The 22,852-nt window shown below is 66.2% G+C and carries 28 protein-coding genes and 3 tRNA genes; 14 read left to right on the top strand and 17 right to left on the bottom strand.

The features are described from left to right. Positions 1-130: 130 nt before the first annotated feature. The 6 genes from hadB to ACZ46K_RS13415 all read right to left on the bottom strand — a co-directional run bounded on the left by hadB (position 131) and on the right by ACZ46K_RS13415 (position 1,948). A complete protein-coding gene (gene hadB / locus ACZ46K_RS13440) occupies positions 131-556 on the bottom strand; it encodes a (3R)-hydroxyacyl-ACP dehydratase subunit HadB (protein ID WP_054809498.1) in 426 nt (141 codons plus the stop codon). After that, on the bottom strand, positions 543-1,115 hold the full coding sequence (hadA, locus tag ACZ46K_RS13435; protein ID WP_054805062.1) for a (3R)-hydroxyacyl-ACP dehydratase subunit HadA: 573 nt from the start codon (positions 1,113-1,115) through the stop codon (positions 543-545). The genes hadB and hadA overlap by 14 nt, the downstream gene beginning before the upstream one ends. An 87-nt stretch (positions 1,116-1,202) precedes the next feature. Next, positions 1,203-1,370 carry a 50S ribosomal protein L33 gene (gene rpmG, locus ACZ46K_RS13430; protein WP_054713313.1) on the bottom strand — a complete coding sequence of 56 codons (168 nt, stop codon included), beginning with the start codon at positions 1,368-1,370 and terminating at the stop codon, positions 1,203-1,205. Between the two features lie 61 nt (positions 1,371-1,431). Next, a tRNA-Met gene (locus ACZ46K_RS13425) sits at positions 1,432-1,504 on the bottom strand. Positions 1,505-1,549: 45 nt separating this feature from the next. Continuing rightward, a tRNA-Thr gene (locus tag ACZ46K_RS13420) sits at positions 1,550-1,622 on the bottom strand. A 243-nt stretch (positions 1,623-1,865) separates the two neighbouring features. Then, positions 1,866-1,948, bottom strand: a tRNA-Tyr gene (locus ACZ46K_RS13415). Positions 1,949-2,206: 258 nt separating this feature from the next. Between ACZ46K_RS13415 and ACZ46K_RS13410 the strand changes: the two genes are divergently transcribed. Next, positions 2,207-3,163, top strand: coding sequence for a hypothetical protein (locus tag ACZ46K_RS13410; RefSeq protein ID WP_054805061.1), 957 nt, complete (start codon positions 2,207-2,209; stop codon positions 3,161-3,163). After that, positions 3,156-3,647 (top strand): YajQ family cyclic di-GMP-binding protein, encoded by a 492-nt coding sequence (locus ACZ46K_RS13405; RefSeq protein ID WP_054805060.1) that lies wholly within the window; start codon positions 3,156-3,158, stop codon positions 3,645-3,647. The genes ACZ46K_RS13410 and ACZ46K_RS13405 overlap by 8 nt, the downstream gene beginning before the upstream one ends. A gap of 90 nt (positions 3,648-3,737) precedes the next feature. On the opposite strand, the gene htpX is transcribed toward ACZ46K_RS13405, so the two are convergent. Further along, entirely contained in the window at positions 3,738-4,622 is an 885-nt protein-coding gene (htpX, locus tag ACZ46K_RS13400) for a zinc metalloprotease HtpX (protein ID WP_464748692.1), read from the bottom strand. 98 nt (positions 4,623-4,720) lie between these two features. After that, complete coding sequence (locus tag ACZ46K_RS13395) at positions 4,721-5,770, bottom strand: polyprenyl synthetase family protein (RefSeq protein ID WP_464748690.1); 1,050 nt, start codon at positions 5,768-5,770, stop codon at positions 4,721-4,723. Positions 5,771-5,914: 144 nt separating this feature from the next. On the opposite strand from ACZ46K_RS13395, the gene ACZ46K_RS13390 reads away from it, so the two are divergent. After that, on the top strand, positions 5,915-7,138 hold the full coding sequence (locus ACZ46K_RS13390) for a geranylgeranyl reductase family protein (RefSeq protein ID WP_054805077.1): 1,224 nt from the start codon (positions 5,915-5,917) through the stop codon (positions 7,136-7,138). Between the two features lie 11 nt (positions 7,139-7,149). On the opposite strand, the gene ACZ46K_RS13385 is transcribed toward ACZ46K_RS13390, so the two are convergent. The 4 genes from ACZ46K_RS13385 to menD all read right to left on the bottom strand — a co-directional run bounded on the left by ACZ46K_RS13385 (position 7,150) and on the right by menD (position 11,309). Continuing rightward, positions 7,150-7,848, bottom strand: a complete 699-nt coding sequence (locus tag ACZ46K_RS13385; RefSeq protein WP_464748687.1) for a demethylmenaquinone methyltransferase — start codon at positions 7,846-7,848, stop codon at positions 7,150-7,152. Between the two features lie 65 nt (positions 7,849-7,913). Then, positions 7,914-9,056 (bottom strand): glycosyltransferase family 4 protein, encoded by a 1,143-nt coding sequence (locus ACZ46K_RS13380; RefSeq protein ID WP_464749309.1) that lies wholly within the window; start codon positions 9,054-9,056, stop codon positions 7,914-7,916. Between the two features lie 97 nt (positions 9,057-9,153). Next, on the bottom strand, positions 9,154-9,582 hold the full coding sequence (locus ACZ46K_RS13375) for a DUF3592 domain-containing protein (RefSeq protein ID WP_054809500.1): 429 nt from the start codon (positions 9,580-9,582) through the stop codon (positions 9,154-9,156). Positions 9,583-9,689: 107 nt separating this feature from the next. Continuing rightward, complete coding sequence (gene menD / locus ACZ46K_RS13370; protein WP_464748684.1) at positions 9,690-11,309, bottom strand: 2-succinyl-5-enolpyruvyl-6-hydroxy-3-cyclohexene-1-carboxylic-acid synthase; 1,620 nt, start codon at positions 11,307-11,309, stop codon at positions 9,690-9,692. Positions 11,310-11,394: 85 nt separating this feature from the next. On the opposite strand from menD, the gene ACZ46K_RS13365 reads away from it, so the two are divergent. Beyond that, positions 11,395-11,985 (top strand): flavin reductase family protein, encoded by a 591-nt coding sequence (locus tag ACZ46K_RS13365; RefSeq protein ID WP_054805673.1) that lies wholly within the window; start codon positions 11,395-11,397, stop codon positions 11,983-11,985. A gap of 25 nt (positions 11,986-12,010) precedes the next feature. Here the strand turns inward: ACZ46K_RS13365 and ACZ46K_RS13360 are convergent, their stop codons facing one another. The 4 genes from ACZ46K_RS13360 to ACZ46K_RS13345 form a co-directional block, all read right to left on the bottom strand. Further along, the gene (locus tag ACZ46K_RS13360) at positions 12,011-12,541 is read right to left on the bottom strand and encodes a nuclear transport factor 2 family protein (RefSeq protein ID WP_464748682.1); all 531 of its coding nucleotides are present in this window, start codon (positions 12,539-12,541) and stop codon (positions 12,011-12,013) included. A 153-nt stretch (positions 12,542-12,694) separates the two neighbouring features. Then, entirely contained in the window at positions 12,695-13,135 is a 441-nt protein-coding gene (locus tag ACZ46K_RS13355) for a DUF6918 family protein (protein WP_464749308.1), read from the bottom strand. An 84-nt stretch (positions 13,136-13,219) separates the two neighbouring features. Beyond that, positions 13,220-14,206, bottom strand: a complete 987-nt coding sequence (locus ACZ46K_RS13350; RefSeq protein WP_464749307.1) for an o-succinylbenzoate synthase — start codon at positions 14,204-14,206, stop codon at positions 13,220-13,222. Then, a complete protein-coding gene (locus ACZ46K_RS13345; RefSeq protein ID WP_464748680.1) occupies positions 14,206-14,844 on the bottom strand; it encodes a PaaI family thioesterase in 639 nt (212 codons plus the stop codon). Before ACZ46K_RS13345 ends, ACZ46K_RS13350 begins: the two co-directional genes overlap by 1 nt. 62 nt (positions 14,845-14,906) lie before the next feature. On the opposite strand from ACZ46K_RS13345, the gene ACZ46K_RS13340 reads away from it, so the two are divergent. Beyond that, the gene (locus tag ACZ46K_RS13340; RefSeq protein WP_464748678.1) at positions 14,907-15,800 is read left to right on the top strand and encodes a 1,4-dihydroxy-2-naphthoyl-CoA synthase; all 894 of its coding nucleotides are present in this window, start codon (positions 14,907-14,909) and stop codon (positions 15,798-15,800) included. Between the two features lie 63 nt (positions 15,801-15,863). Here the strand turns inward: ACZ46K_RS13340 and ACZ46K_RS13335 are convergent, their stop codons facing one another. Continuing rightward, a complete protein-coding gene (locus ACZ46K_RS13335; protein ID WP_054805663.1) occupies positions 15,864-16,148 on the bottom strand; it encodes a DUF4193 family protein in 285 nt (94 codons plus the stop codon). Positions 16,149-16,396: 248 nt separating this feature from the next. Between ACZ46K_RS13335 and ACZ46K_RS13330 the strand changes: the two genes are divergently transcribed. The 9 genes from ACZ46K_RS13330 (at position 16,397) to ACZ46K_RS13290 (ending at position 22,834) form a co-directional block, all read left to right on the top strand. Then, positions 16,397-17,593, top strand: a complete 1,197-nt coding sequence (locus tag ACZ46K_RS13330) for a DUF418 domain-containing protein (protein WP_464748676.1) — start codon at positions 16,397-16,399, stop codon at positions 17,591-17,593. Continuing rightward, complete coding sequence (locus tag ACZ46K_RS13325) at positions 17,590-18,036, top strand: hypothetical protein (protein WP_054805665.1); 447 nt, start codon at positions 17,590-17,592, stop codon at positions 18,034-18,036. Before ACZ46K_RS13330 ends, ACZ46K_RS13325 begins: the two co-directional genes overlap by 4 nt. 34 nt (positions 18,037-18,070) lie before the next feature. Next, positions 18,071-18,451, top strand: coding sequence for a VOC family protein (locus ACZ46K_RS13320; RefSeq protein ID WP_464748674.1), 381 nt, complete (start codon positions 18,071-18,073; stop codon positions 18,449-18,451). 133 nt (positions 18,452-18,584) lie between these two features. Next, complete coding sequence (locus ACZ46K_RS13315) at positions 18,585-19,787, top strand: anion permease (RefSeq protein ID WP_464748672.1); 1,203 nt, start codon at positions 18,585-18,587, stop codon at positions 19,785-19,787. Further along, complete coding sequence (locus ACZ46K_RS13310) at positions 19,784-20,056, top strand: hypothetical protein (protein WP_054805666.1); 273 nt, start codon at positions 19,784-19,786, stop codon at positions 20,054-20,056. Before ACZ46K_RS13315 ends, ACZ46K_RS13310 begins: the two co-directional genes overlap by 4 nt. Positions 20,057-20,087: 31 nt before the next feature. Beyond that, positions 20,088-20,459, top strand: a complete 372-nt coding sequence (locus ACZ46K_RS13305; RefSeq protein ID WP_054809501.1) for a DUF3349 domain-containing protein — start codon at positions 20,088-20,090, stop codon at positions 20,457-20,459. A gap of 12 nt (positions 20,460-20,471) precedes the next feature. Next, a complete protein-coding gene (locus ACZ46K_RS13300; RefSeq protein ID WP_054809502.1) occupies positions 20,472-20,768 on the top strand; it encodes a DUF3349 domain-containing protein in 297 nt (98 codons plus the stop codon). Continuing rightward, a complete protein-coding gene (menE, locus tag ACZ46K_RS13295) occupies positions 20,765-21,913 on the top strand; it encodes an o-succinylbenzoate--CoA ligase (RefSeq protein WP_464748670.1) in 1,149 nt (382 codons plus the stop codon). The genes ACZ46K_RS13300 and menE overlap by 4 nt, the downstream gene beginning before the upstream one ends. Before the next feature lie 51 nt (positions 21,914-21,964). After that, a complete protein-coding gene (locus ACZ46K_RS13290) occupies positions 21,965-22,834 on the top strand; it encodes a 1,4-dihydroxy-2-naphthoate polyprenyltransferase (RefSeq protein WP_464748668.1) in 870 nt (289 codons plus the stop codon). Positions 22,835-22,852 lie beyond the last annotated feature (18 nt).

Here is a 22,852-nt window from a genome sequence, read left to right as displayed (position 1 = left end):
TCTGCGATCACATGACACGCGCGCCACCCCACCGGTACATCCAAGTACCGAAGAGCAGCGCGCTGCGCTATACGATCCCAGAAGCCCAAGTGTACTTCATTGCCCCGGGACTACCCAATCCGCTCGACCGTCAGGCCAGGCGGACCGTTGCCGTGGCCCGACCGAAGATCTTACGCCCTTCGGACTTCGCCACGATCGCGACCACTGCTGTCTTGCTGTCCGAGTCCACCGACTTGACCTTGCCGGTGAACTCGATTGCCGCGGCCTTGTCGGCCTCCACGAACACCGGGCTCGTGAAACGAACATTGTATTCGTTCACTGCGCCCGGATCGCCGAGCCAGTCGGTGACGAAGCCGGCGGCGATACCCATGGAGAGCATGCCGTGTCCGACCACGTTGCGCAAACCGGCAAGTTCGGCAACCTTGTCACTCCAGTGGATCGGGTTGGGATCACCCGACACACCGGCGTAGTTGACCAGGTTTCCACGCGTGAGCGTCACGACGCGCGAGGGAAGTTCCTCGCCCACCGTCACGTCATCGAAACTACGGAGCGTCATGCATCATCACACCCTTGACAGCCTCGGCGATATTCGCGTCGACCTCGCCACCTGTGCGACCCACAAGCGTGGTCCACGTGGTCAGCACAAGATTGTCGTACTGATCCGTGATGACGTTCTTGGTGGTGATGATGTCGCTGCCTGCCACCTGACGGAAATCGTCGAGGTACACGTCGCAGAACAACCGATCACCGACCTGGATCGGGCGGTGGAAAACCAACCGCTGATCGGTCTGCATGATCTGGCTGAGGTCGTATCCGGTGACGATCTCCTCGAACAGCTTGCGCTGCGCGATCATCCCGATGATCGATACGAAGGTCAGCGGCGCGATCAGGCCGTCGTACCCGAGACCTTTCGCTGCTTCTTCGTTGTGATGCGCGGGGTGAGGGTCGAGCACAGCGCGGGCGTATTCACGCACCTTCTCGCGGCCGACCTCGTAGAAATCATCGACACGATAGTGGTGCCCGACCATGGACGCGGCATGAGCGGCGGCATCGAACGGGATCCCGGCCCGTTCGGTCACGTCCACGGGTTGTTCATTCACAAGAATGTCTGTCATACGCAAAACCTCCGCAATTCCGCTCAACGCCTAACGGCGTGGGCGGTACTGCGGAGAGCTCACGCGTCGACGTCGATCCCGAACAGACTACTTCGACTCGCGATGCGCCTGGTGGGTGCCGCAGTTCGAGCAGAACTTCTTCAGCTCGAGGCGGTCGGGGTCGTTACGACGGTTCTTCTTGGTGATGTAGTTGCGGTGCTTGCACACCTCGCAGGCCAGAGTGATCTTCGGCCGAACGTCGGTGGAGGAGGCCACGGGATGCCTTCTTTCGCGTAAATCTGATCACGTCGGATCAGGGTGGTTCGTTCTACTTCGGTAGCGGTGACCGGACTTGAACCGGCGACGCAACGATTATGAGTCGTTTGCTCTACCAACTGAGCTACACCGCCTCGGTGTCGAGTGTCGCAGATAAAGAGCGCCACTCCAATCCAGCGAGCCCCCTGACGGAATCGAACCGTCGACCTTTTCCTTACCATGGAAACGCTCTGCCGACTGAGCTAAGGGGGCGCGGCCACCGTGAGCATCTCTGCTCCCTGCGGCCTCCAAAAGATTACACACACTCGCCGTGAGTACAAAATCTGCTGGTAGTTGCATGTAAACGCATCTTGCGGGCACCGACGCTCGATACCGTGAGCACCACCGAACCGCACGACCGGCAGCTCCACTGCGCTCTTCCCTCATACGAACGCCCCGGACGAACCACTCCCGGAATGCAGACGGCCCCGGTCCGAAGACCGGGGCCGTACTGTGTGGCAGATGTAGGATTCGAACCTACGTAGGCATAAGCCGACGGATTTACAGTCCGCTCCCATTGGCCGCTCGGGCAATCTGCCGGGTGCACTCGGGACGTGTCCTCGATGCGATTGGAACAATACAACGCATACCCCCCTCGATTGCAAACCGGGTGGTTATGGGGGTACGAACTGCTCGACATTCTGCGAACAGCGGTGCGCGCAGTCGTGCGATGCGGCCGGCCACTGCCACCACACAGGACATACCCGAACCGGAGGTCGCGTGATGGCTCGATCCGAGATCCCCGACGGCTGGACCGCGCAGGCCTACCAGTTCGCGCTCGATCCGACCCTGCGCAGGTGCGGGCATTCCGCTCGCACGCCGGCGGGGCCCGCACAGCGCACAACACGATGCTCGCCGCCGTGAAAGCGGTCATGAACCAGCGGCAGGCCGAACGCACCTACGGCATCGCCGAAGACGAGTTGACACCCGCCTTGGGATGGCCGCTGCCCGCATTGCGCAAGCAGTGGAACGCCCGTAAAGGCAAGCGGGCCGGGAAAACGATCGGGTTCCCTCGCTTCAAGACCGCCCGGTCCCGCCGATCGGTGCGATTCACCACCGGCACCATCCGAGTCGAGACCGACCGACATCACGTCACCCTGCCCCGGTTGGGGCGGATCCACACCTGCGAGTCCACCCGCAAACTCGCCCGCCGCCTCGAAGCGGGCACCGCCCGCATCCTGTCCGCCACGTTGAGCGAGGATTCGCCCGGTCGGTGGCACGTCGCCTTTCAGATCCTCGTGCACCGCACTGTCACCGTGCCGGAGCATGTCGGGGCCGGTGAACCGGTGGTCGGTGCCGACGTCGGCGTCAAGGCCGACTCGCTGATCGTGGTCGCCACGCCGGACGGACGCGAACTCGACCGGGTCCCGGCATCGAAGTCCCTGACCGCCGCCCAAGGACGGCTACGGGCCTTGCAACGCAGGGCCGCGCGGCAGCACAGCCGACCGGTATTCCTCTTCCAGCAAGACGTGTTCGGGATGTGGCAGGCGAAAACCGAACCTGACCCTCGCGGACCGAACATATGTGTGCGACCACGGAAGTGGTCGACGCCGCAGGCGATGAAGCGTCGACCCGGCACCAGCAGTCGCTGGGTGAGACCGGGACTGCCTCATCAGAAGGTGAGGCTGCCTGATGGGAAAGCAAGCACGGCATGTTTATGTTTGCTCACCAGAAGGCAACGGTTGCGCGAAGCGATACCGTCGGCTGGAAACCCCCTACCGACTGATCCGAAGTGGAGACAACAACGTGGCTGATTCGTCTTTCGATGTGGTGAGCAAGGTCGATCGTCAGGAGGTGGACAACGCCCTGAACCAGGCCGCGAAGGAGATCTCGAATCGCTTCGACTTCCGGAACACCGGTGCATCCATCGTCTGGGCAGGCGAGGAATCCATCACCATCACTGCAGACACCGAAGACCGCGTCATCGCAGCACTCGATGTGTTCAAGGAGAAGCTGATCCGACGCGACCTGTCGCTCAAAGCCTTCGACGCGGGTGAGCCGTCCCAGTCCGGAAAGTCGTACAAGCTCACCGGCTCGCTGGTGGAAGGTATCTCGCAGGAGAACGCGAAGAAGATCTCCAAGCTGATCCGGGATGAGGGCCCCAAGGGCGTCAAGGCCCAGATTCAGGGCGAGGAGCTGCGGGTGAGCAGCAAGAAGCGGGACGATCTGCAGGCAGTGATCTCGCTGCTCAAGAACGCAGATCTCGACATCGCCCTGCAGTTCGTCAACTACCGCTAGGACGTCGATCCGGAACCGAGTCCGGCTTCGTACCGGCAGGGGTGCCGTCCGTGAGAGCTCACGGATGGCACCCCTGTCCGGTCGGCACGCTCAGAACAGGCCCGCCATGCGTTCGAGTCGCTCGATCCGGTCTGCCATGGGCGGGTGGGTCGAGAACAGGCGACCGACCTTCTCACCGGCCCGGAACGGGTTCGCGATCATCATGTGCGACTGAGCGGCCAGCTTGGGTTCGGGAGGCAGCGGCGCGGCCTGAGTGCCGCTTTCGAGCTTGCGCAGCGCCGACGCCAGAGCCAGCGGGTCGCCGGTGAGCTCGGCCCCCGATTGATCGGCCTGGTACTCCCGCGAGCGCGACACGGCCAGTTTGACGACCGAGGCTGCGATAGGCCCGAGCAGCGACACCAGCAGCAACGCGAGGGGGTTGGCACCTCCCCCACGGTTGCCGCCGAACGCGCTCGCGAAGAAGGCGAAGTTCGCCAGGCCGGAGATCACGGCGGCCATTGCACCCGCGACGGACGAGATCAGGATGTCGCGGTTGTACACATGCGACAGCTCGTGACCGAGTACCGCGCGGAGTTCGCGTTCATCGAGTATCTGCAGGATGCCGGAGGTGCAGCAGACAGCGGCATGGCGGGGACTTCGCCCGGTCGCGAACGCGTTGGGCGCGTTCGTCGGGCTGATGTACAGACGCGGCATGGGCTGGTGCGCAGTCGTCGCGAGCTCACGCACGATGCGGTAGATCTGCGGCGCCTGTACCTCGGTGATCGGCTGAGCGTGCATCGCCCGCAGTGCGAGCTTGTCGCTGTTGAAGTACGCGTAGGCGTTCATACCGACCGCCATGACAACCGAGATCACGAGGATCGTGGTGTTCTGGAACAACGCACCGATGAACACGATCAGCGCGGACATCCCGATCAGCAACGCTGCCGTCTTCAGGCGGTTGGCATTTCCGTGCACGTCACGCCTCTTCCCGAACATCGCTCGGGCGGGACAACGTTTCCACTGCCCGACCCTGCGATATCTGTCCCATCTACTTGTCCGTTCAACGGACGAGCAGATCCGGAGGTTCCCGGTGCCTACCCGACGCGAGCGACCGTGAAATCGACCAGCCGTCGGAGTGCCTCGTTGGCAGGGCCCTGTGGCAACGCCTCGAGCTCGGCGTGCGCGTGATCGACGTAGGTCTGCAGGGTCTTCTTGGCTGCATCCATTCCCGACGATCGCTTGAGGAGCTCGAGCGCTTCCGCGACCAGCGCCTCCTCCTCGAGAGGACCGACGAGGAGTTCACGGAGCCGTTCGCCGTCGGGTCCCTCGTCCATCAGTGCGTACAACACCGGCAGGGTGTGGACGCCCTCGCGCAGGTCGGTGCCGGGAGTCTTGCCCGAGTCGGTGGCATCCGAAGCGATGTCGATGATGTCGTCGACGATCTGGAAGGCGACGCCCACCGCATCTCCGAGGCGTTCCAACCGCTCGATCTGCTCGTCGTCGGCACCCGAGAAAGTGCCGCCGAACCGGCCGGCAGCGGCGATCAGCGACCCGGTCTTCTCCCACACCACACGCAGATAGTGCTCGACCGGGTCTTTCTTCTCGCTCGCGCCGATGGTTTCGCGCATCTGGCCGGTGACCAGCTCGGCGAACGTCTTCGCGATGACCTCCACCGCGGACGGCCCGAGTGTGGACGTGAGCCGCGACGCGTGCGCGAACAGGTAGTCGCCGGCGAGGATCGCCACGCTGTTGCCCCATCGCACGTTCGCGCTGGGTGCTCCGCGTCGGACGGTCGCCTCGTCCATGACGTCGTCGTGGTAGAGCGTGGCGAGGTGGACGAGCTCCACCACTGTTGCGGCTGTCACGATCGACGGATCGTTCGGTTGGGGCCCCAACTGCCCGGTGAGCACCGCGAACAGCGGCCGGAATCGCTTCCCTCCGGCCTTCGCGAGGTGCAGTGCCGCTTCGGTCAGGAAGTCCTCACCGTCGGACAGTTCCTCGACCATCAGCGTCTCGACCGCAGCCAACCCGTCCCGCACGTTCTCGGCCAGGACCGGGTCGCCGAGCTCCACACCTGCGACCATGGTGTTCGACACCGTGCCGGCGGCCGGCGCCGTCCCCTCAGTGCTCACAGAAGTACCCATCCTGTCTGTCGGCTCGGCTCCACGGTAGTGAACCTAGCCGCTCGTTTCGTCGCCCACCTCGTCGAGGCGCCGATCCGCGCCTGAGAAGATGGACACGTGGTGGCCGACAATTCCGCGGGAGAACCGCACCGATCCCAGTCCTACATGCCCGACAGTACCGACGTGCTCGTCATCGGCGCTGGTCCGGCCGGGTCATCGGCCGCGACTTGGGCCGCCCGATCCGGACGCGAGGTGCTTCTCGTCGACGCGGCCACGTTCCCGCGCGACAAGACGTGTGGCGACGGTCTGACTCCGCGGGCAGTCGCCGAGCTCGATCGGCTCGGTCTGGGCGAGTGGGTGCGCACCCGCACCGTCAACCGTGGTTTGCGGCTCGAGGGGTTCGGAGGCAGCTTCGAACTTCCGTGGCCGTCCGGGTCGTTCCCGTCGTCGGGCAGTGCGGTCCCCCGTACCGAACTCGACGATCGGATCCGCCGCACCGCAGTGGAGGCCGGCGCACACATGGTCGAGGGCGCGAAAGCTGTCGGCGTGGAGCGCGACGGCGATCGAGTGACCGCTGTGACGTTCCGGACCGACGCCGGTCCGCGCACTGTCTCCTGCCGGCGTCTCGTCGTCGCCGACGGTGTCCGTTCCCCACTCGGCAAGGTGCTCGGCCGGCAGTGGCATCGCGACACCGTCTACGGCGTCGCTGCCCGCGCCTACGCGACCTCCCCCCGCAGCGACGACCCGTGGATCACGTCACACCTCGAGCTTCGGGACGATGCCGGGACCCTCCAAGCCGGATACGGGTGGGTGTTCCCGCTCGGGACAGGCGAGGTCAACCTCGGTGTAGGAACCCTGGCGACCGCCGCGCGCCCCGCGAACGGGTCACTGCGTCCGTTGATCGAGCTGTACGCGACGAAGCGCCGCTCCGAATGGGAACTCGGCGAAGTGACGCGCGTCGCATCCGCGTTGCTCCCGATGGGCGGTGCTGTCTCCGGTGTCGCCGGACGCAACTGGGCACTGATCGGGGATGCCGCGGCCTGTGTGAATCCGCTCAACGGCGAAGGAATCGACTACGGGCTCGAGGGTGGCCGGCTGATCGCCGAGGTCCTCGACCGCGACGACCTCACCGAGATGTGGCCGGCATTACTGCGCGAGCACTACGGCCGGGCGTTCTCCACAGCCCGGCGACTCGCGGGCCTGCTCACGCGACCGAAGTTTCTTCCCTCGACCGGCCCGGTGGGAATGCGCTCACGCACCTTGATGACGGTCGCAGTCCGCGTGATGGGAAATCTCGTCACCGATGAGGACGACGACCTGGTCGCCCGCGTGTGGCGGACCAGTGGACGCGTGTCGATGCGATGGGATCGACAGCCGCTCTTCTCCTGAGAGGTCGGCCGCTACCGGACCGCGTGGTGCAGCACGGTGATACCGCCCGTGAGGTTGCGCCACCGCACGTCGCTCCACCCGGCGGCCTCGATGCGCGCCGCCAGATCTCCCTGCGCGGGCCACGCGCGGATCGATTCGGCCAGGTAGACGTACGCGTCGGGGTTGCTGCTCACCACCCGGGCCACACCCGGAAGCGCCCGCATGACCACTTCCATGTAGACCGAGCGCAACGGCTCGTGCACGGGCGTGGAGAACTCGCACACCACGAGTCGACCACCCGGCTTCGTCACGCGCGCGATCTCGCGCAGTGCCGCATCGGTGTCGGCGACGTTGCGCAGACCGAACGAGATGGTGGCAGCGTCGAACACGGCGTCGGCGAACGGCAGGCGCATCGCATCACCCGCAACCATGGGCACCGTCCGGAACTCACCGGCGTGGAGCATGCCCTTGGAGAAGTCCGTCGCAACGACCCATGCACCGGACCGGCCGAGTTCGACCGTCGAGACGCCTGTTCCGGCGGCGAGGTCGAGTACGCGCTCCCCCGGCTCGAGGTCGAGCGCAGCTCGGGTGGCGCGACGCCACTCCCTGTCGAGCCCGAACGTCAGCACCGTGTTCGTCAGGTCGTAACGCGCGGCGACCCCGTCGAACATGGACGCGACCTCGCGCGGTTCCTTGTCGAGAAATGCGCGCGATCCGTGAGTTTTTGCCACGGTCGAAACGTTACCTTCCCCCGAGACCTTCCCCCGTGCACACCCTTCCCCGACGTCACCCACGGCTAAGCAGTGCGAGGCAGCCTGGAGAGAGCGCCGCCCTGCACATCCGCGTAGTGGTCGAGGAGCTGATCACAGATCACGGGCCAGGTACGACCGAGCACACTGCGACGGGCCGCACGACCGAACTCCGACCGCAGTGGCGCGTCGGCGAGCGCACTGAGCGCACCCGGTAACAGTTCGGCGAAGCGGTCGGTGGGCAGCCGGTACCCATTGCGACAGTGCGCGACCAGATCCCGGGGGCCGCCCGCGTCGGGCACAACGGTCGGCAGGCCGCTGGCCTGTGCTTCCTGAACCGCCTGGCAGAACGTCTCGTGCTCGCCCGGATGGACGAAGACATCGAGGCTCGCATAGGCCCTGGCAAGATCGTCGCCACCCAGCTGCCCGGTGAACACCGCCTCCGGCATCAACGCTTCGAGTCGAGCGCGCTCGGGGCCGTCCCCCACCACGACGAGGCGGAACGCACTGTCCTGTGCCACGCGGACGAGTCGCTCGACGTGCTTCTCCGGCGCGAGGCGACCGACGAATCCGAGGATCGGGCGCCCGTCCGGCGACCACTGTGCGCGAAGTGCGACATCCCTCTTCGAGGGCGCGAACCGGTCGATGTCGACACCGCGACCCCACCGGTGGACACGGGGGATGCCGTGGGCGACCAGCGCGTCGACCGCCGACGACGAAGGTGCGAGAGTTCGGTCACATCCGTTGTGGAGTCGGCGCGTCCACCGCCACGACACGCGCGACGCGAGGCCGAGTCCGTAACTTTCCGCGAACCCTGCAACGTCGGTCTGATAGATCGCGACCGTCGGCACGAGCAACCTCTTCGCCACCGCGAGGCCACCGGCGCCGAGGAAGAACGGCGACGCGAGGTGGATCACGTCGGGACCGAATGCACGCAATACGGTGACCATGTCGAGTTGAGGCACCCCGACGGGCAGCGAACTGACCTTCGGCACCCGCACCGCAGGGACCCTGTGCACAGGAACACCGAGATGCTCCGTCGGCGCGGGAGCACACCCCGCAACGGTGTCCGGTGCCACGATGATCGCTTCGTGACCTGCCCGATCGAGGTGCTCGAGAACCCGCAACACCGAGTTGGTGACGCCGTTGACGTTCGGGAGGAAGGATTCCGCGACGATGGCTACTCGCACCACGCCACCATGAACGCCCCACTGGTCGGTGAGGTGCGCAGGAGTTGACAGGTCGACGAAGACGAAGCGAACGTTTCGCACTCGAGCGGTGTCGCACTCAGTCGAGAGGAGTCGGCTCCGACTCGTTTCGGGAGAGTCTCCGCAGGTACACGAGAAGCCCCCCGGCGATCACCCACGTGGCAACGATCACCGATCCGGCCGGCACGATCGCGATACGCGCATCCCGACCGGTGACCCGGACCAGATCCGGATCGTTGCGCGCGTACTCGACGGCAATGCGCTGCCCTGTGGTGAGGTCCGTGGGGTAGAGCACACCGAGTTCGGGATTGTGCGTCACCCCGTCGGGAGTAACGAAACTCACCGCAGATCGGAGCGACCCCGCAGACAACACTTCGGCTGTGGCGGTGCCCATGTCGGATCGGATCGTGTGATCGTTGCGCCACGCGCCGAGCACCAGGATCACCGACAGCGCGGAGACACCGATGGCGATGACCAGAACGACCCGCCGCGCACGCGCAACTGTCACCGTCCGCCTACCCGCTGCGCGCCCACCTGACCCGTTCCCACCCGCTGCGCGCCCACCTGACCCGTTCCCACCCGCTGCGCGCCCACCTGGGACGCCGGACTCCGTCTTCACAGCTGCGACCGCACCGCCGCGTGAAGTTCGCGCAGCCCCGCACGATCGGTGGTGACCTCGACCACCCGGATGCCCCCGGCCGGCGACGTGACATCGGCGAGCGCGATCGCGAGTCCGTGGAGATCCACGCGGCTGTGCGGAACGCGATACGCCGCGCACAGCGCTGCGAGATCCATCCCGTGAGGAGTACCGAAGACACGTTCGAAGACGCCTGCGTACTGGGGATCACCTTGCTCGAGGAGCTCGAAGATGCCTCCACCGTCGTCGTTGGCGACGACGATCGTCAGGTCGCGTGGGCGGGGTTCCGGTGTACCGACCAGCAGGCCCGACGCGTCGTGCAGGAAGGTGAGGTCGCCCATCAACGCGATGGTGCGGCCCTCTTCGTAGGCGAGCGCTGCACCGACCGCCGTCGACACCGTCCCGTCGATCCCTGCGACGCCCCGGTTGGACATCACCTTCACGCCCGGCTTCGGATAGCTCACGAGCGCCGCGTCGCGCACCGGGTTGGAGGCGCCGAACAACATCTGGTCGCCCTCGCGCAGCGCATCGGTCACGACCGCCGCGACGTGCAGGCCGGTCGCCTCCGGATGCGCGTCGAGTTGGGTTCGCACCGCCTTGTCGGTGTCTGCGGACAATTGGCGGCACCGCTCGAGCCACACCTCGTCCGGTGTACCGGAGATCACGGCGCGGGTCCCGGTGGCAAGAACGTTTCCGGAGACGTCGGGCCAGCGTGGACCGGTCGTCAGCGCGTACACCGCGACATTCGGGTCGGCGAGCAGACGCGACACCGGCCGGTGCAGAGTCGGCCTGCCCGTGATGATGGCCTGCTTCGGTGCTATCTGCGTCAAGGCCAGGGGGTGGAGCGGGAGGCCGTGCAACGGCGCGGTGGGCTCGGCGACAGTCGGCAGGCCCGCAAGTTCGGGCCGGAATGCCGAGCCGTGCCCGGACACCACGACGGTGTCGGGCGTGATGTCGATCTCCACGGGCACATCGAGCGTCGCGTGCACCGTCGTGGTCCAGGCCCGTTCGTCGGGCCGTCCCTCGGGAGCGGCACCCTGCGGGCCCACATCGGGTACCAGCGGTTCACGGAGAGGAATGTCGAAGTGCACGGGCCCGGCGTTTCCGGAACGAGTGCCGCGCGCGGCTGCCAGCACCCGGCAGACGGCCGAGCGCCACTGACTGTTCTGCTCGATGCCTTCGGCGAGGCCGAGGCTGATGGTCGCACGGACCTGGCTACCGAACAATCCGAGTTGCTCGATCGTCTGATTGGCTCCGGAGCCGAGGAGTTCGTACGGCCGGTTGGCGGAGAGCACGACGAGCGGAATCCGCGCGTAGTTCGCTTCGAGTACAGCGGGGCCGAGATTCGCCACGGCCGTGCCCGAGGTCATGACCACGGGCACCGGACGACCGGAGGCGAGCGACAGTCCGATCGCGAGGAATCCGGCGGTCCGTTCGTCGATCCGCATGTGCAGACGTAAACGGCCGACGTTGTCCGCGGCCTGGAGAGCGAAGGCGAGCGGTGCGTTCCGCGAACCGGGGCACAGCACCACGTCCCGTACACCGCCCCGCGCAAGTTCGTCGACGACAGCGGTGGCCTGGGCGATGGACGGGTTCACGGCGTCCAGGGTAGTGCTGCCCGGGCGGGTCACAGATCGCAACCCGGTCGGAGACATCCCGGAGAATGCAGCCGAGAATGGTGCGATGCGCACCGTCTTCGATCCCGCCGACCTCAGTACCGGCAGATTCTATCGCCTGCTCACAGCCACGATCGTGCCTCGCCCCATCGCCTGGGTGTCGACAGTGTCGGCGGACGGTGTCGCCAATGTGGCTCCGTACAGCTTCTTCACTGTGGCGAGCACCTCACCTCCTGTCGTGCAGTTCACGTCGGTGGGGCGGAAGGACAGCCTGCGCAACATCGAGGAGACCGGCGAGTTCGTCATCAACGTCGCGTCGGTGCCTCTGATGGACCAGGTGAATGCCTCGTCGGCCGCGTTTTCGCACGACGTCGACGAGTTCGCGGCGGTCGGGCTTCGTTCCGAGCCGAGCGAACGAGTGCGCCCTCCGAGGGTGGCCCGGTCCCCTGCCTCCATCGAGTGCGTGCTGCACCGCGTGATCGAGGTGGGTGACTGCTTCGTCGTCATGGGCGACGTGCTGGCGATCACCGTGCGTACCGATGTGCTTGCCGGCGACGGTGCTCCGGACTTCGGCCTCCTCGCACCCGCGAGCCGTCTGGGCAGGGCGGAGTGGGGACTGACTCCACAGGTGAGGGAGATCGAGCGACCGGCTCTCTGACGCCGCATCAGTTCGAGATCGGCATTCAGGCGTCCATCTCCGTCGCGCGTACCCACTGCTGGAGCCGGTACAGCGGGTCATCGCGGTCACGGGTGCCGGTCGGTCCCTGTCCTTCCTTGGCCATCAACCGGCCCGCATCGGACCTGGTCCACTCTCGTACGGCCCACCGCTCGGTGATCGCCCACCGGCCGTCCCGGCGTGTCATGTGGTCGACGAACCGGACGCCGCTGGTGAAGTTGACCCGCGGCTCGTCGGCGGGTTCTCCCCAGTGGACCGATGTCCCGTACGTCTCGCTGACGGCGGTGTCGCCGTGTAGTTCGACGAGATGGTTGGCAACGATGTGCATCGTCCCGCCGCGCCTGGCCCGCAGTTTGGGCTCGACCCACGCAAGGTACTCGTCGACAGTTCCGTCGAATCCGGTGTGGTGGTCTACTGCGTCCGGGTGATACGCCGACCTGACGAGGTCGAAATCCAGTCGGTCGATTCCACGGCAATATCTCAGCACGACATCGTGGATCTCTCGGCGATCGGCCCACTCGGCGCTCTGGTCATCCATAGGTCGCGAGTGTGCAGCAATTCACACCGAATCTGCGTCGAGTTCCGCTGTGCGAGACAAGTTGTCGTGATCGATCGATCGTGCGACCCAGGAAACGACGGTGCCGCCGCAGGCTCGAAGCCCGCGGCGGCACCGTCGGTGAAGAATCAGATCCTAACCGGCGTGCTTCTGGATGAGCGCACCCAGACGCGGCAGGGCTTCGACCACGTGCTTCTTCGCCGACGGGCGAAGCGAGTCGTAGACCTTCTTGACGGCGGCCTTGTCGGTTCCCGCGATCTTGTCGTCGGTCACGCCGAGCAGCGCGTCGGCGACCTGCTCACCGCGAGCGGTGAGGTAATCGGCGAACGAGCCGTTGCCCGCGAAGTCGGCCCAGAACGGCTGGAGCCGCGCGACGAAATCGGGCAGGAGGCCTTCGACGGCACCCGGCACGATCGACGGCCCGACCTTCTTCACCGCGGCGTATCCGCCCTTGAGAGCGAGGCCCGACGCGCCCTTCTTGTCCGACACCTCGGCGTCGATGAGAGCTAGGACGTCACTCTGGACCGCCGGGAGTTTATCGGCGCCGAGCAGGGCATCACCGAGAGCTGCAACCACTTCCACTGCCTCCGTTTTGTGAAGAATGTGACTGTTGGGACGCCCGAACGATATACGACGGCACGAACCGCGCCTATTCTGCCGTCATGCAAGTAGCGCGTGGCACCGGCGCAGGCGCTCGCGCCACCATCGCCGACGATCCCCGTCGACGCGGACAGCGTCGAATGCGGCCCGCTCCGGCGCCACCCTACCGACCGCCAGTGCGCCGTTCGACATCTCACGTGCCGTCGCCACATCCGCGGTGAAGAAACCACCCGTGCCGAGCCCGCACGCATAGGGCAGATCCGGCAACGCTGCTGCCGCAGCAAGACCGGCACCCATCCCCACCGCCGAATCGAGAGCACTCGACACCACCACCGGCACATCGTGCTCGGCAAGTTCCTCGGCCAACGTCAGCAATCGTCGTATCCCACCGAGGGGCGCGACCTTGACGATCGCGACATCGGCTCCACCCGCACGAACGACGCGCAGTGGGTCCTCGGCCCGCCGGATGCTCTCGTCCGCTGCGATCCGAATTCCGGGTAACCGTCGTCGGACGTCCACGAGTTCCGGCACGGAGGCACACGGTTGCTCGGCATATTCGAGTGGAGCGTCGGTGGTGAGAGCGGTGAGAGCCGTCACCGCTTCTTCGACACTCCACCCGCCGTTGGCATCGACCCGGACATGCGGCACATGCTCACGCACCGCCCGTACCCGCGCCAGGTCCTGCGCGAGGTCCTGTCCTCGTTCGGCCACCTTCACCTTCGCGGTGCGCGCACCCGGAAACCTCGCCAGCACACCGGGAACCTGCTCCGGATCGACGGCGGGGACCGTCGCGTTGACGGGGACGGTGTCGCGGAGGGCCGGAGGATCGTCGTGCCACGCCGATTCGAGTGCGGAGCGGAGCCATTCGGCCGCTTCGATGTCGGCGTACTCCGGGAACGCACCGAACTCCCCCCACCCGGCCGGACCTTCGACGAGGACGACCTCACGCTCGGTGATACCCCGGAACCGCACCCGCATCGGCAGCGAGACGACGACTGCGCCGGCCAGCACCTCGTCGAGCGGGGGGATTCGACCCCCGTTCTCCATCACGGTTGGCCCGGCAGCAATTCGATCATCAGAGCCTCACAGTCGACGAGCACCGTGCCGTCCAGGTCACGCAGCTCGGCGCTGCAGAACGCCTTTCGCCCGTCGATGCTGTCCACGCGCCCCTCGATGACGAGCTCGGCCTCGATCGGCGTGATCTTGCGATAGTTGATGTGCAGATATCCGGTGCGGGCAATAGGCCGCCCTGATGCGTGGATGACCATCCCGAACAGATCGTCGAACAGCAGCGGCAAGGTGCCGCCGTGCACTGCGCCGTTGCCACCGAGGTGGTAGCGGCGGAACAGACCCCGTTCGCGCACACCTTCCCTGTCGAACTTCTCGATCATGAACGGCGGCAACAGCAGACTTCCGCGCCCGGGGATGTCCACGTTGAAGCCGGCCGGCGACTTACCCTCCCTGACCTTGTACGGCTCGAGCAGGTCCCCGAGCGCTTCTGCCTTCGCAATCGCCTCGTCGACGACATCGTCGGGGGCATGAGTGGAGACCGCGAGATCCTGAAGCCGCCGGAACGCTTCGACGAGACGGCCGAAGTTCGGCCCCGCCTTCACCGGTTCGTACACGGGGAATCCGCCGTGATGCTCGTATGCGTCGTCGCCGGTGCGATCGTTCTGCTCGCTCATGATCCTGCACGTTATCCGGCCGAGACGCGCACGGTGACCGGACCCGGCCTTAAGGTGACGACGTGACCTTCAATCCTGAACTGTGGCGCCCCGTTGCGGGGTTCGAGAACCTCACCGACATCACCTACCACCGTCATGTCACGCAAGGCACCGTCCGCGTCGCATTCGACCGGCCCGAGGTGCGCAATGCGTTCCGCCCGCACACCGTCGACGAGCTGTATGCCGTGCTCGACCACGCGCGGACGACCTCCGACGTGGGTGTGGTGCTGTTGACAGGTAACGGCCCGAGCGCGAAGGACGGCGGCTGGGCATTCTGCTCGGGCGGCGACCAGCGCATCCGCGGACGCAGCGGCTACCAATACGCCAGCGGCGATACCGCTGACACCGTCGACAAGGCCCGCGCGGGGCGTCTGCACATCCTCGAGGTGCAGCGCCTGATCCGATTCATGCCGAAGGTCGTGATCGCGCTCGTCAACGGCTGGGCCGCAGGCGGTGGGCACAGCCTGCACGTGACCTGCGATCTGACGCTCGCGTCGCGCGAGCACGCCCGTTTCAAGCAGACCGACGCCGATGTGGGCAGCTTCGACGGTGGCTACGGCAGCGCCTACCTCGCGAAGATGGTCGGACAGAAGTTCGCCCGCGAGATCTTCTTCCTCGGCGACACGTACACCGCCGAAGACATGCACCACATGGGCGCGGTGAACCGCGTCGTCGACCACGAGGAGCTCGAAAATGTCGCGCTCGAGTGGGCCGAGAAGATCAACGGCAAGTCGCCGCAGGCCCAGCGGATGCTCAAGTACGCGTTCAATCTGCAGGACGACGGCCTCGTCGGCCAACAGCTTTTCGCGGGTGAAGCCACCCGCCTGGCATACATGACCGACGAAGCGGTCGAGGGGCGCGACTCGTTCCTCGAGAAGCGCGACCCCGATTGGTCCCCCTACCCGCATTACTACTGATATTCGGATCGGGCCGAGGGAATCCTCGGCCCGATCGTCACATCCGGGTGGTCGTGCGAACCGTCAGGCGCAGTCGCGACAGTACGGGTCCTCGGTCGGCGCGGAGGCCTTCCTGCTGTGATGCTGAACGAGGAAGCAGCGGTGACAGGTGAACTCGTCCTCCTGGACGGGCACGACGTTCACGCGGAGCTCTTCACCCGACAGATCCGCGCCGGGCAGATCCGGCGATTCGACGACCTCGGCTTCGTCGGCGTCGGCGAGTCCCGTCGGCTTCAGTGCGAGTTCGTCGATCGCAGTGCCGCTGCCGGCGAACTCGTTGGTGCGGCGGACGTCGTAGTCGGTGCTCATCGTGGTCTCCTGGTCTGTGCGGGGCATCGATGTCCCGCCCCTAGGCCGGGGCGTCGGTGCGCGACGGCACCTCGCCGGTAGTCATGTCCAGAAGTGTCCGGTTCCAAACATCGGGATATCGGACATCGGCCCCATCCGACGTGAAGCTCGTCCCGATTCGTTTCGGGCCCGGGTCCTCCGATGTGATGACCCGCAGGTCGTCCCTTTGCCCGACGCACGGACAGCGGCGGTGCAGGAGGGTCGACGGCATGACCACCGTCGGCACCCCCAGGTCGCGCACCCGGATCGCTGCACTCGATGTAGCGCGGGGTATCGCGATCCTGGGCACGCTCGGAACGAACATCTGGATCATCACCGACCCTGCCGGGATCGTCGGCTATCTCGAGACCGCGGGATCGGATCCGTGGCCGCAGCGCATCCTGATGCAGCTCGCACAGGGCAAGTTCCTCGGCCTTCTCAGCCTGATGTTCGGTATCGGGCTGGCGATCCAAGCGGCGTCCGCCCGGCGCGCGGGGCGCGCGTGGCCCGGAAACTACCGAACCCGCGGGTTCCTGCTGTTCGTCGACGGACTCGTGCACTACTTCCTGGTCGCCGAGTTCGATGTGCTGATGGGCTATGCGGTGGTCTCGATGCTCGTATGCGGCGTGGTGGTGACCTCGCGTCGCACACGGATGTGGGTTGCCGGCACCGCGGCCCTCGTGCACATGCTGCTCGTGACAGCCCTCGTGGTCGCGCTCGCGGCAACCCCGGCCTCGGGCAGCTCCTCGGGCGAGCCGACAGACGTCTTCGCGACCGGCAGCTGGTGGGACCTGGTGGTGTTCCGAGCCGAGAATCTCCTCGCCTTCCGCGCCGAAGTGATCTTCCTGGTGCCACTGACGATCGTGATGTTCCTCGTCGGGGCAGCGCTGTTCGATGCGGGCGTCTTCGACGAGCGAGGTGCTCGGCTGCGCCGTCGACTGTTGCTGATCGGCGCTGTCTCTGCACCCGTCGACCTAGCGGTAGGCCTGTTCGGCGGAACCGCGGGACTGTTCGCGGCGCGCTACGCGATCGCGCCGTTCGTCGCCGTAGGGTTGCTGGCGCTGATCGCGCAGTGGTACGAGACCCGCGACCACGTCGGCACCGTCGGCGGGTGGATGCAGGGCATCGGTCGCGCGGCGCTGAGCTGCTACATCCTGCAGAACGTCATCGCGTCCGCGATCTGCTACGGCTGGGGATTCGGCCTCGCCGCCAAGATCGACCCCACGTACCGAACGCAGTTCACCGTCGCCGTGTACATCACCGTGTGTGCGATCCTCGTCGTCGCGGCCCGGCTGTGGCTCCGCCGTTTCCCACAGGGGCCGGTCGAGTGGCTGTGGAAAGCGTCGTTCGAACTGCTCACCCGTGACGGTTCCGACCGTCCGGAGACGAACCGGCAGCGGGTCGGGTCGGGCACACTCGACACATGACCGATCGCGAGCGTCCCGATTCCTCGCACACCCGACCGGACGGCGTCACCGATTCGACGGTCGCGGCGGTGGGGAAGCTGTCCGAGGCACTCGAAACCGTCGAGCGGGCACGCGGGCATCTGTACGGATTCCATCAGCTGATGGGCCACGCCGATCTTCAGGTCGAGCAGGCTGCGACGATGCTTCGGGCCGCGGGCCACTCCGAACTCGCGGCCCGGATCGAGAGCGAACTCGTCGGCCGCAACGTCGCTGAAGGACGCTGGACGTTCCAGCTCGTCGAAGAGTTCGACGACGGTTACTGGACCGAGCTGCGCACCCTCGAGACGGAGGTGCGCGACACTTTGGTCGTCGGCCGCCGACACCTGTTCGAGGCAGAATCGAAAGAGGCGCGCCGCACCCGAGGGCGGCGTGGGCACGAGGCTCGTCCTGTACAGGACGGATAGACGCGGTGAACATGGAGTCGGACAAGATGCAGGTATGGAGATCCTGAGCAGCCGGACGATTCTGCGTCCCCGCGACTACGACACCACACTGCTGTTCTACGGCGAGACGCTCGGCCTCGCCATTGCTCGGGAGTATCCGGGCGGCACCGTGTTCTTCGCAGGTCAAGGATTGATCGAGATCGCCGCGCACGGCGAACGCGACGGCGCTCAACGCTTCCATGGAGCGTTGTGGCTTCAGGTCCGAGACGTGTACGCAGCGCAAACGGAACTCGTGCTGGCGGGTGTCCCGATCACCCAGGCAGCGCAGCAGGAGCCGTGGGGGCTGCACGAGATGTGGATCGACGATCCGGACGGCATCCCCGTGGTTCTGGTGCAGATTCCGGCAGATCACCCGATCCGCCGAGATCTCCGCTGAACCCACCGGCGTGACGTTGCACACGGTCGGATCCGCCGACCTCCCGCTCGAGCGCGAATCCCACTCCGCGCACCCGTGGGAAACCTCCCATTAGCTGTACATTCACTGCCCGTTTACCCCACAATCGGAAGACGTGACCGCAGAGTTCGTTGTCCTATTGGTAGTGGTCGTCACTGCCCTCGCATTCGATTTCACGAACGGCTTCCACGACACGGGCAACGCGATGGCCACATCCATCGCCACCGGGGCGTTGAAGCCGAAGGTGGCTGTCGGCCTGTCGGCCGTACTCAACCTCGTCGGCGCCTTCCTGTCGGTCGAGGTGGCCGCGACCGTCGCCAAAGGTGTGGTGAATCTCGACAACACCGGCGGCTCGGCGCTGTTACTGATCGTGTTCGCCGGACTCGTCGGCGGCATCCTCTGGAACCTCGCGACCTGGCTGTTCGGCCTGCCGTCGAGTTCTTCTCACGCATTGTTCGGCGGCCTGATCGGCGCCGCCATCGCCGCTCTCGGCATGAGTGGCGTGGTGTGGGACGGCGTCCTCGGCAAGGTCATCATCCCCGCGTTGCTCGCACCTGTCGTCGCTGCACTGGTTGCGACGGTCGGCACGTGGTCGGTGCATCGCATGACCCACGACATTCCTGAAGAGACCCGCGGCAAGGGCTTCCGGATCGGCCAGATCGGCACCGCCTCGTTGGTGTCGCTGGCACACGGCACCAACGATGCGCAGAAGACGATGGGCGTGATCTTCCTGGCGCTCGTGGCGTACGGCACCATCACTCCCGACACCGAGATGCCGTTCTGGGTGAAGTTCACGTGCGCCGCCGCGATCGCATTGGGCACGTATCTCGGTGGCTGGCGGATCATCCGCACCCTCGGCAAGGGCCTGGTCGAGATCACACCTCCGCAGGGCATGGCGGCGGAGTCGTCGTCGGCCGCGATCATCCTCACGTCCAGCCATTTCGGGCTGCCGCTGTCGACCACACATGTGGCCACCGGCTCGATCCTCGGCACCGGACTGGGTACGAAGGGCGCCGAGGTGCGCTGGGGCATCGCCGGCCGAATGGCCGTCGCATGGCTCATCACCTTGCCGTGTGCCGGTGTGGTCGGCGCCGTGTGCTGGCTGATCGCCCACCTGATCGGCGGCCTTCCCGGTGTCCTCGTCGTATTCGCGATTCTGTGTGCACTGTCGAGCGTGATGTACCTGCGGTCCCGCTTGCAACCGGTCGATGCCTCCAACGTCAATTCCGAGTGGGAGGGCAGCCCCGATGTCGTTGCCGAGTCCGACGACGTCGACACCATTTCTCAGGGATCCATGTCTCCGGAAGGACGCGCGTGAACCTGTTGGTCTCCACACTCGATTCGCTATGGCAGGTCGTCCTTGTCGGACTCGTCCTTGGCGCAGGTCTGCCGGCCGTCTTCGCGCTGGGAATGCGTTCGCTGTCGCTCGGCCACGATGGAGCCGTCACCGTCGACCCCGGCCGCCGGACACTGGGCCGCATCGGGGCCGTGACGTGTTTCACGATCGTGGTCGTCGCGATCTTTGCTGGGATACTGCTGTTGACTGCCGACTTCCTGTCGAGCAGCCTCGGTATCCACCTGTTCTGATCATCACCGCAGAGAAGGACCAACGATAACCTTGCCTCGGTATTCCCTTCGGTCGGTCTTGGACTGGTTGCGCGCAGGTTACCCGGAGGGAATCCCTCCCAAGGACCATTTCGCGCTTCTGTCCGTGCTCCGGCGCAGGCTGACGGACGAGGACATCTCCGAGATCCTCGACCTGTCGATTGCCACCGCCCACGAGCACCCGCAGCGACACGTCGACTACGACACGCTCCGTGAGATCATCGCCGGGGTACTCCACGAGGAACCGACCGAAGCGGACCTCGAGCGGGTCACCGAGCAGCTCGTCTCAGGAGGCTGGCCGGTGGTCGCCGGGGACGACGAGACCCTCGACGACGAGGATTCCGTCGGCGCGGCACGCGACGATCACGCCACCGAATCGCGCTGAGGCTCATCGGCGATGCTTCCTCCTCTCCTCGCTTCGATCATCGAATGGTTGCGCGCCGGATATCCGGAAGGCGTACCCGAACAGGACTACGTGCCGCTGTTGGCACTCCTGAAACGGCAACTGTCCGACGACGAGGTCGATCAGGTTGCCGATACCCTCATCGAGGAGGGCGACCTGCCGGTCAGCAAGACCGATATCGCCGTCCTCATCACCAAGATCACCAACGAGATGCCGCTCGCGCGCGACATCGACCGAGTCCGCGTGCATCTCGAGGCCGGTGGTTGGCCGCTCATGGGGCACGATCAGTGAGCACGAACCTCACTGTTCTCGAAGTTCCGGCGGGCAACCGGATCCACGACATCGTCCCGGTCCTGCAGCGCATGATCGACGGCCAGGGGCCTCCCCTGCTCCCGGTCCCCGCAGGCGACGACCGGGAGATCCGCCGGCTCACCGATGCACTGCACCCCGGCGAATCGATCGACGACACCGTCGGTCTCGTCCTCGCGACCTCGGGCACCACCGGCACTCCCAAGGGCGCTCAACTCACCCCGGCAGCACTACGCGCCGGCGGAAACGCCACACACGAACGGATCGGCGGCACCGGCACATGGCTCCTCGCGCTGCCGGCGCACCACATCGCCGGGATGCAGGTACTGCTGCGGAGCATCCTGTCGGGTACCGAGCCCGTGATCGTGGATGTGTCGGACGGGTTCGACCCCGCCACCCTGCCTGCCGCGGTCGAGGCGATGCGCGGGCCGCGACGCTACTCGTCGATGGTGCCGACCCAGCTCATCAAGACCCTCGACCATCCGGATGCGCTCGCTGCGCTCGCGGAACTCGACGCGATCCTGCTCGGCGGTGCAGCCACCCCGGAACCGGTGCTGCGTCGGGCACGTGAGGCCGGCGTGAACGTCGTACGCACCTATGGGATGAGCGAGACGTGCGGCGGTTGCGTCTACGACGGTGTGCCGCTGACCGGCGTCGATGTACAGATCGATGCGGACACCCGTGTGTGGCTCGGCGGCTCGGTGCTCGCATCCGGCTACCGCGGACTCCCCGACCATCCGGCGTTCGCCGAACCGGGCTGGTTCCGCACCGACGACGCCGGGCTGGTCGACGACGGCGTCCTCCGCATCCTCGGCCGGCTCGACGAGGCCATCTCGTCCGGCGGGCTCACCGTGGTTCCGCAGGTGGTCGAAGCCGTCCTCATCGAGCACCCCGCAGTCCGGGAGGTCGCGGTGATCGGACTACCCGACGACCGGCTCGGCCGACGAGTGGCAGCGGTGGTCGTCGCAGAGAACGGCATGTCCCCCACACTCGACGAACTACGCGAATGGACAGCCGCCGCTCTGGACGCGACCGCGGCTCCCCGCGAGATGCACCTCCTGGACGCACTGCCCCTGCGGGGACCGGGCAAGATCGATCGTCGCGCTCTGGTCACCAGGTTTTCCTGAGCGTCGGGTCCCACCCCGGACGGCTGCACGCCGAAGTGCGAAGATCGACGAATGGCAACCGCTGGTCAATGGCTCGAAGGGGCTCGTCCCCGCACCCTCCCGAACGCGATCTCTCCCGTCATCGTGGGTACGGGTGCCGCTGCGGCACTCGGTGAGGCAGTGTGGTGGAAAGCGCTGCTGGCCCTGGTGGTGTCGCTCTCGCTCAACATCGGGGTGAACCTTGCCAACGACTACTCCGACGGGATCCGCGGCACCGACGACGAGCGCGTCGGTCCGATGCGACTGGTCGGTTCCGGTGCGGCGTCACCCGCCGCCGTCAAGCGCGCCGCCTTCGCATGTTTCGGGGTCGCCGCAGTCGCGGGCCTCGCACTTGCCCTGACCAGCGCGTGGTGGCTGATCCTAGTGGGCCTCGTGTGCATCGTCGGCGCGTGGTACTACACCGGCGGCCGCACGCCGTACGGCTACAGCGGCCTCGGTGAAGTGGCCGTGTTCGTATTCTTCGGTCTCGTCGCAGTGCTCGGCACATTGTTCGTGCAGGCCGAGCAGGTCACCCTGGCGGGGTTGGCGGGCGCCGTGGCGATGGGCTGTTTCTCGAGCGCAGTGATGGTGACGAACAACCTGCGTGACATCCCGACCGACACCGAGAGCGGTAAGCGCACGCTGGCCGTCCGGTTGGGCGACCCACGCACCCGCACACTGCATCTCGGATTGCTTGCGACGCCGTTCGTCATGTCGCTCGCTCTGGTTGCGGCAACGCCGTGGGCTTTGGTCGGCTTGCTCGCCGCACCTCTCGCGGTGCGCGCGCACGCGCCGGTTCGGTCAGGTGGGCTCGGGCTCGAGCTCCTACCGGCCTTGCGCGACACCGCGCTCGCAATGCTGGTGTGGGCAGTAACGACGGGTATCGCGCTCGCCTTCGGCTGAGCCCCCACGTTCGACCGG

It is taken from the genome of Rhodococcus sp. JCM 9793 (genome assembly GCF_055380405.1).
The sequence above is the reverse complement of the archived record's forward strand: the minus strand, read 5'-3'. Positions and strand labels throughout refer to the sequence as shown.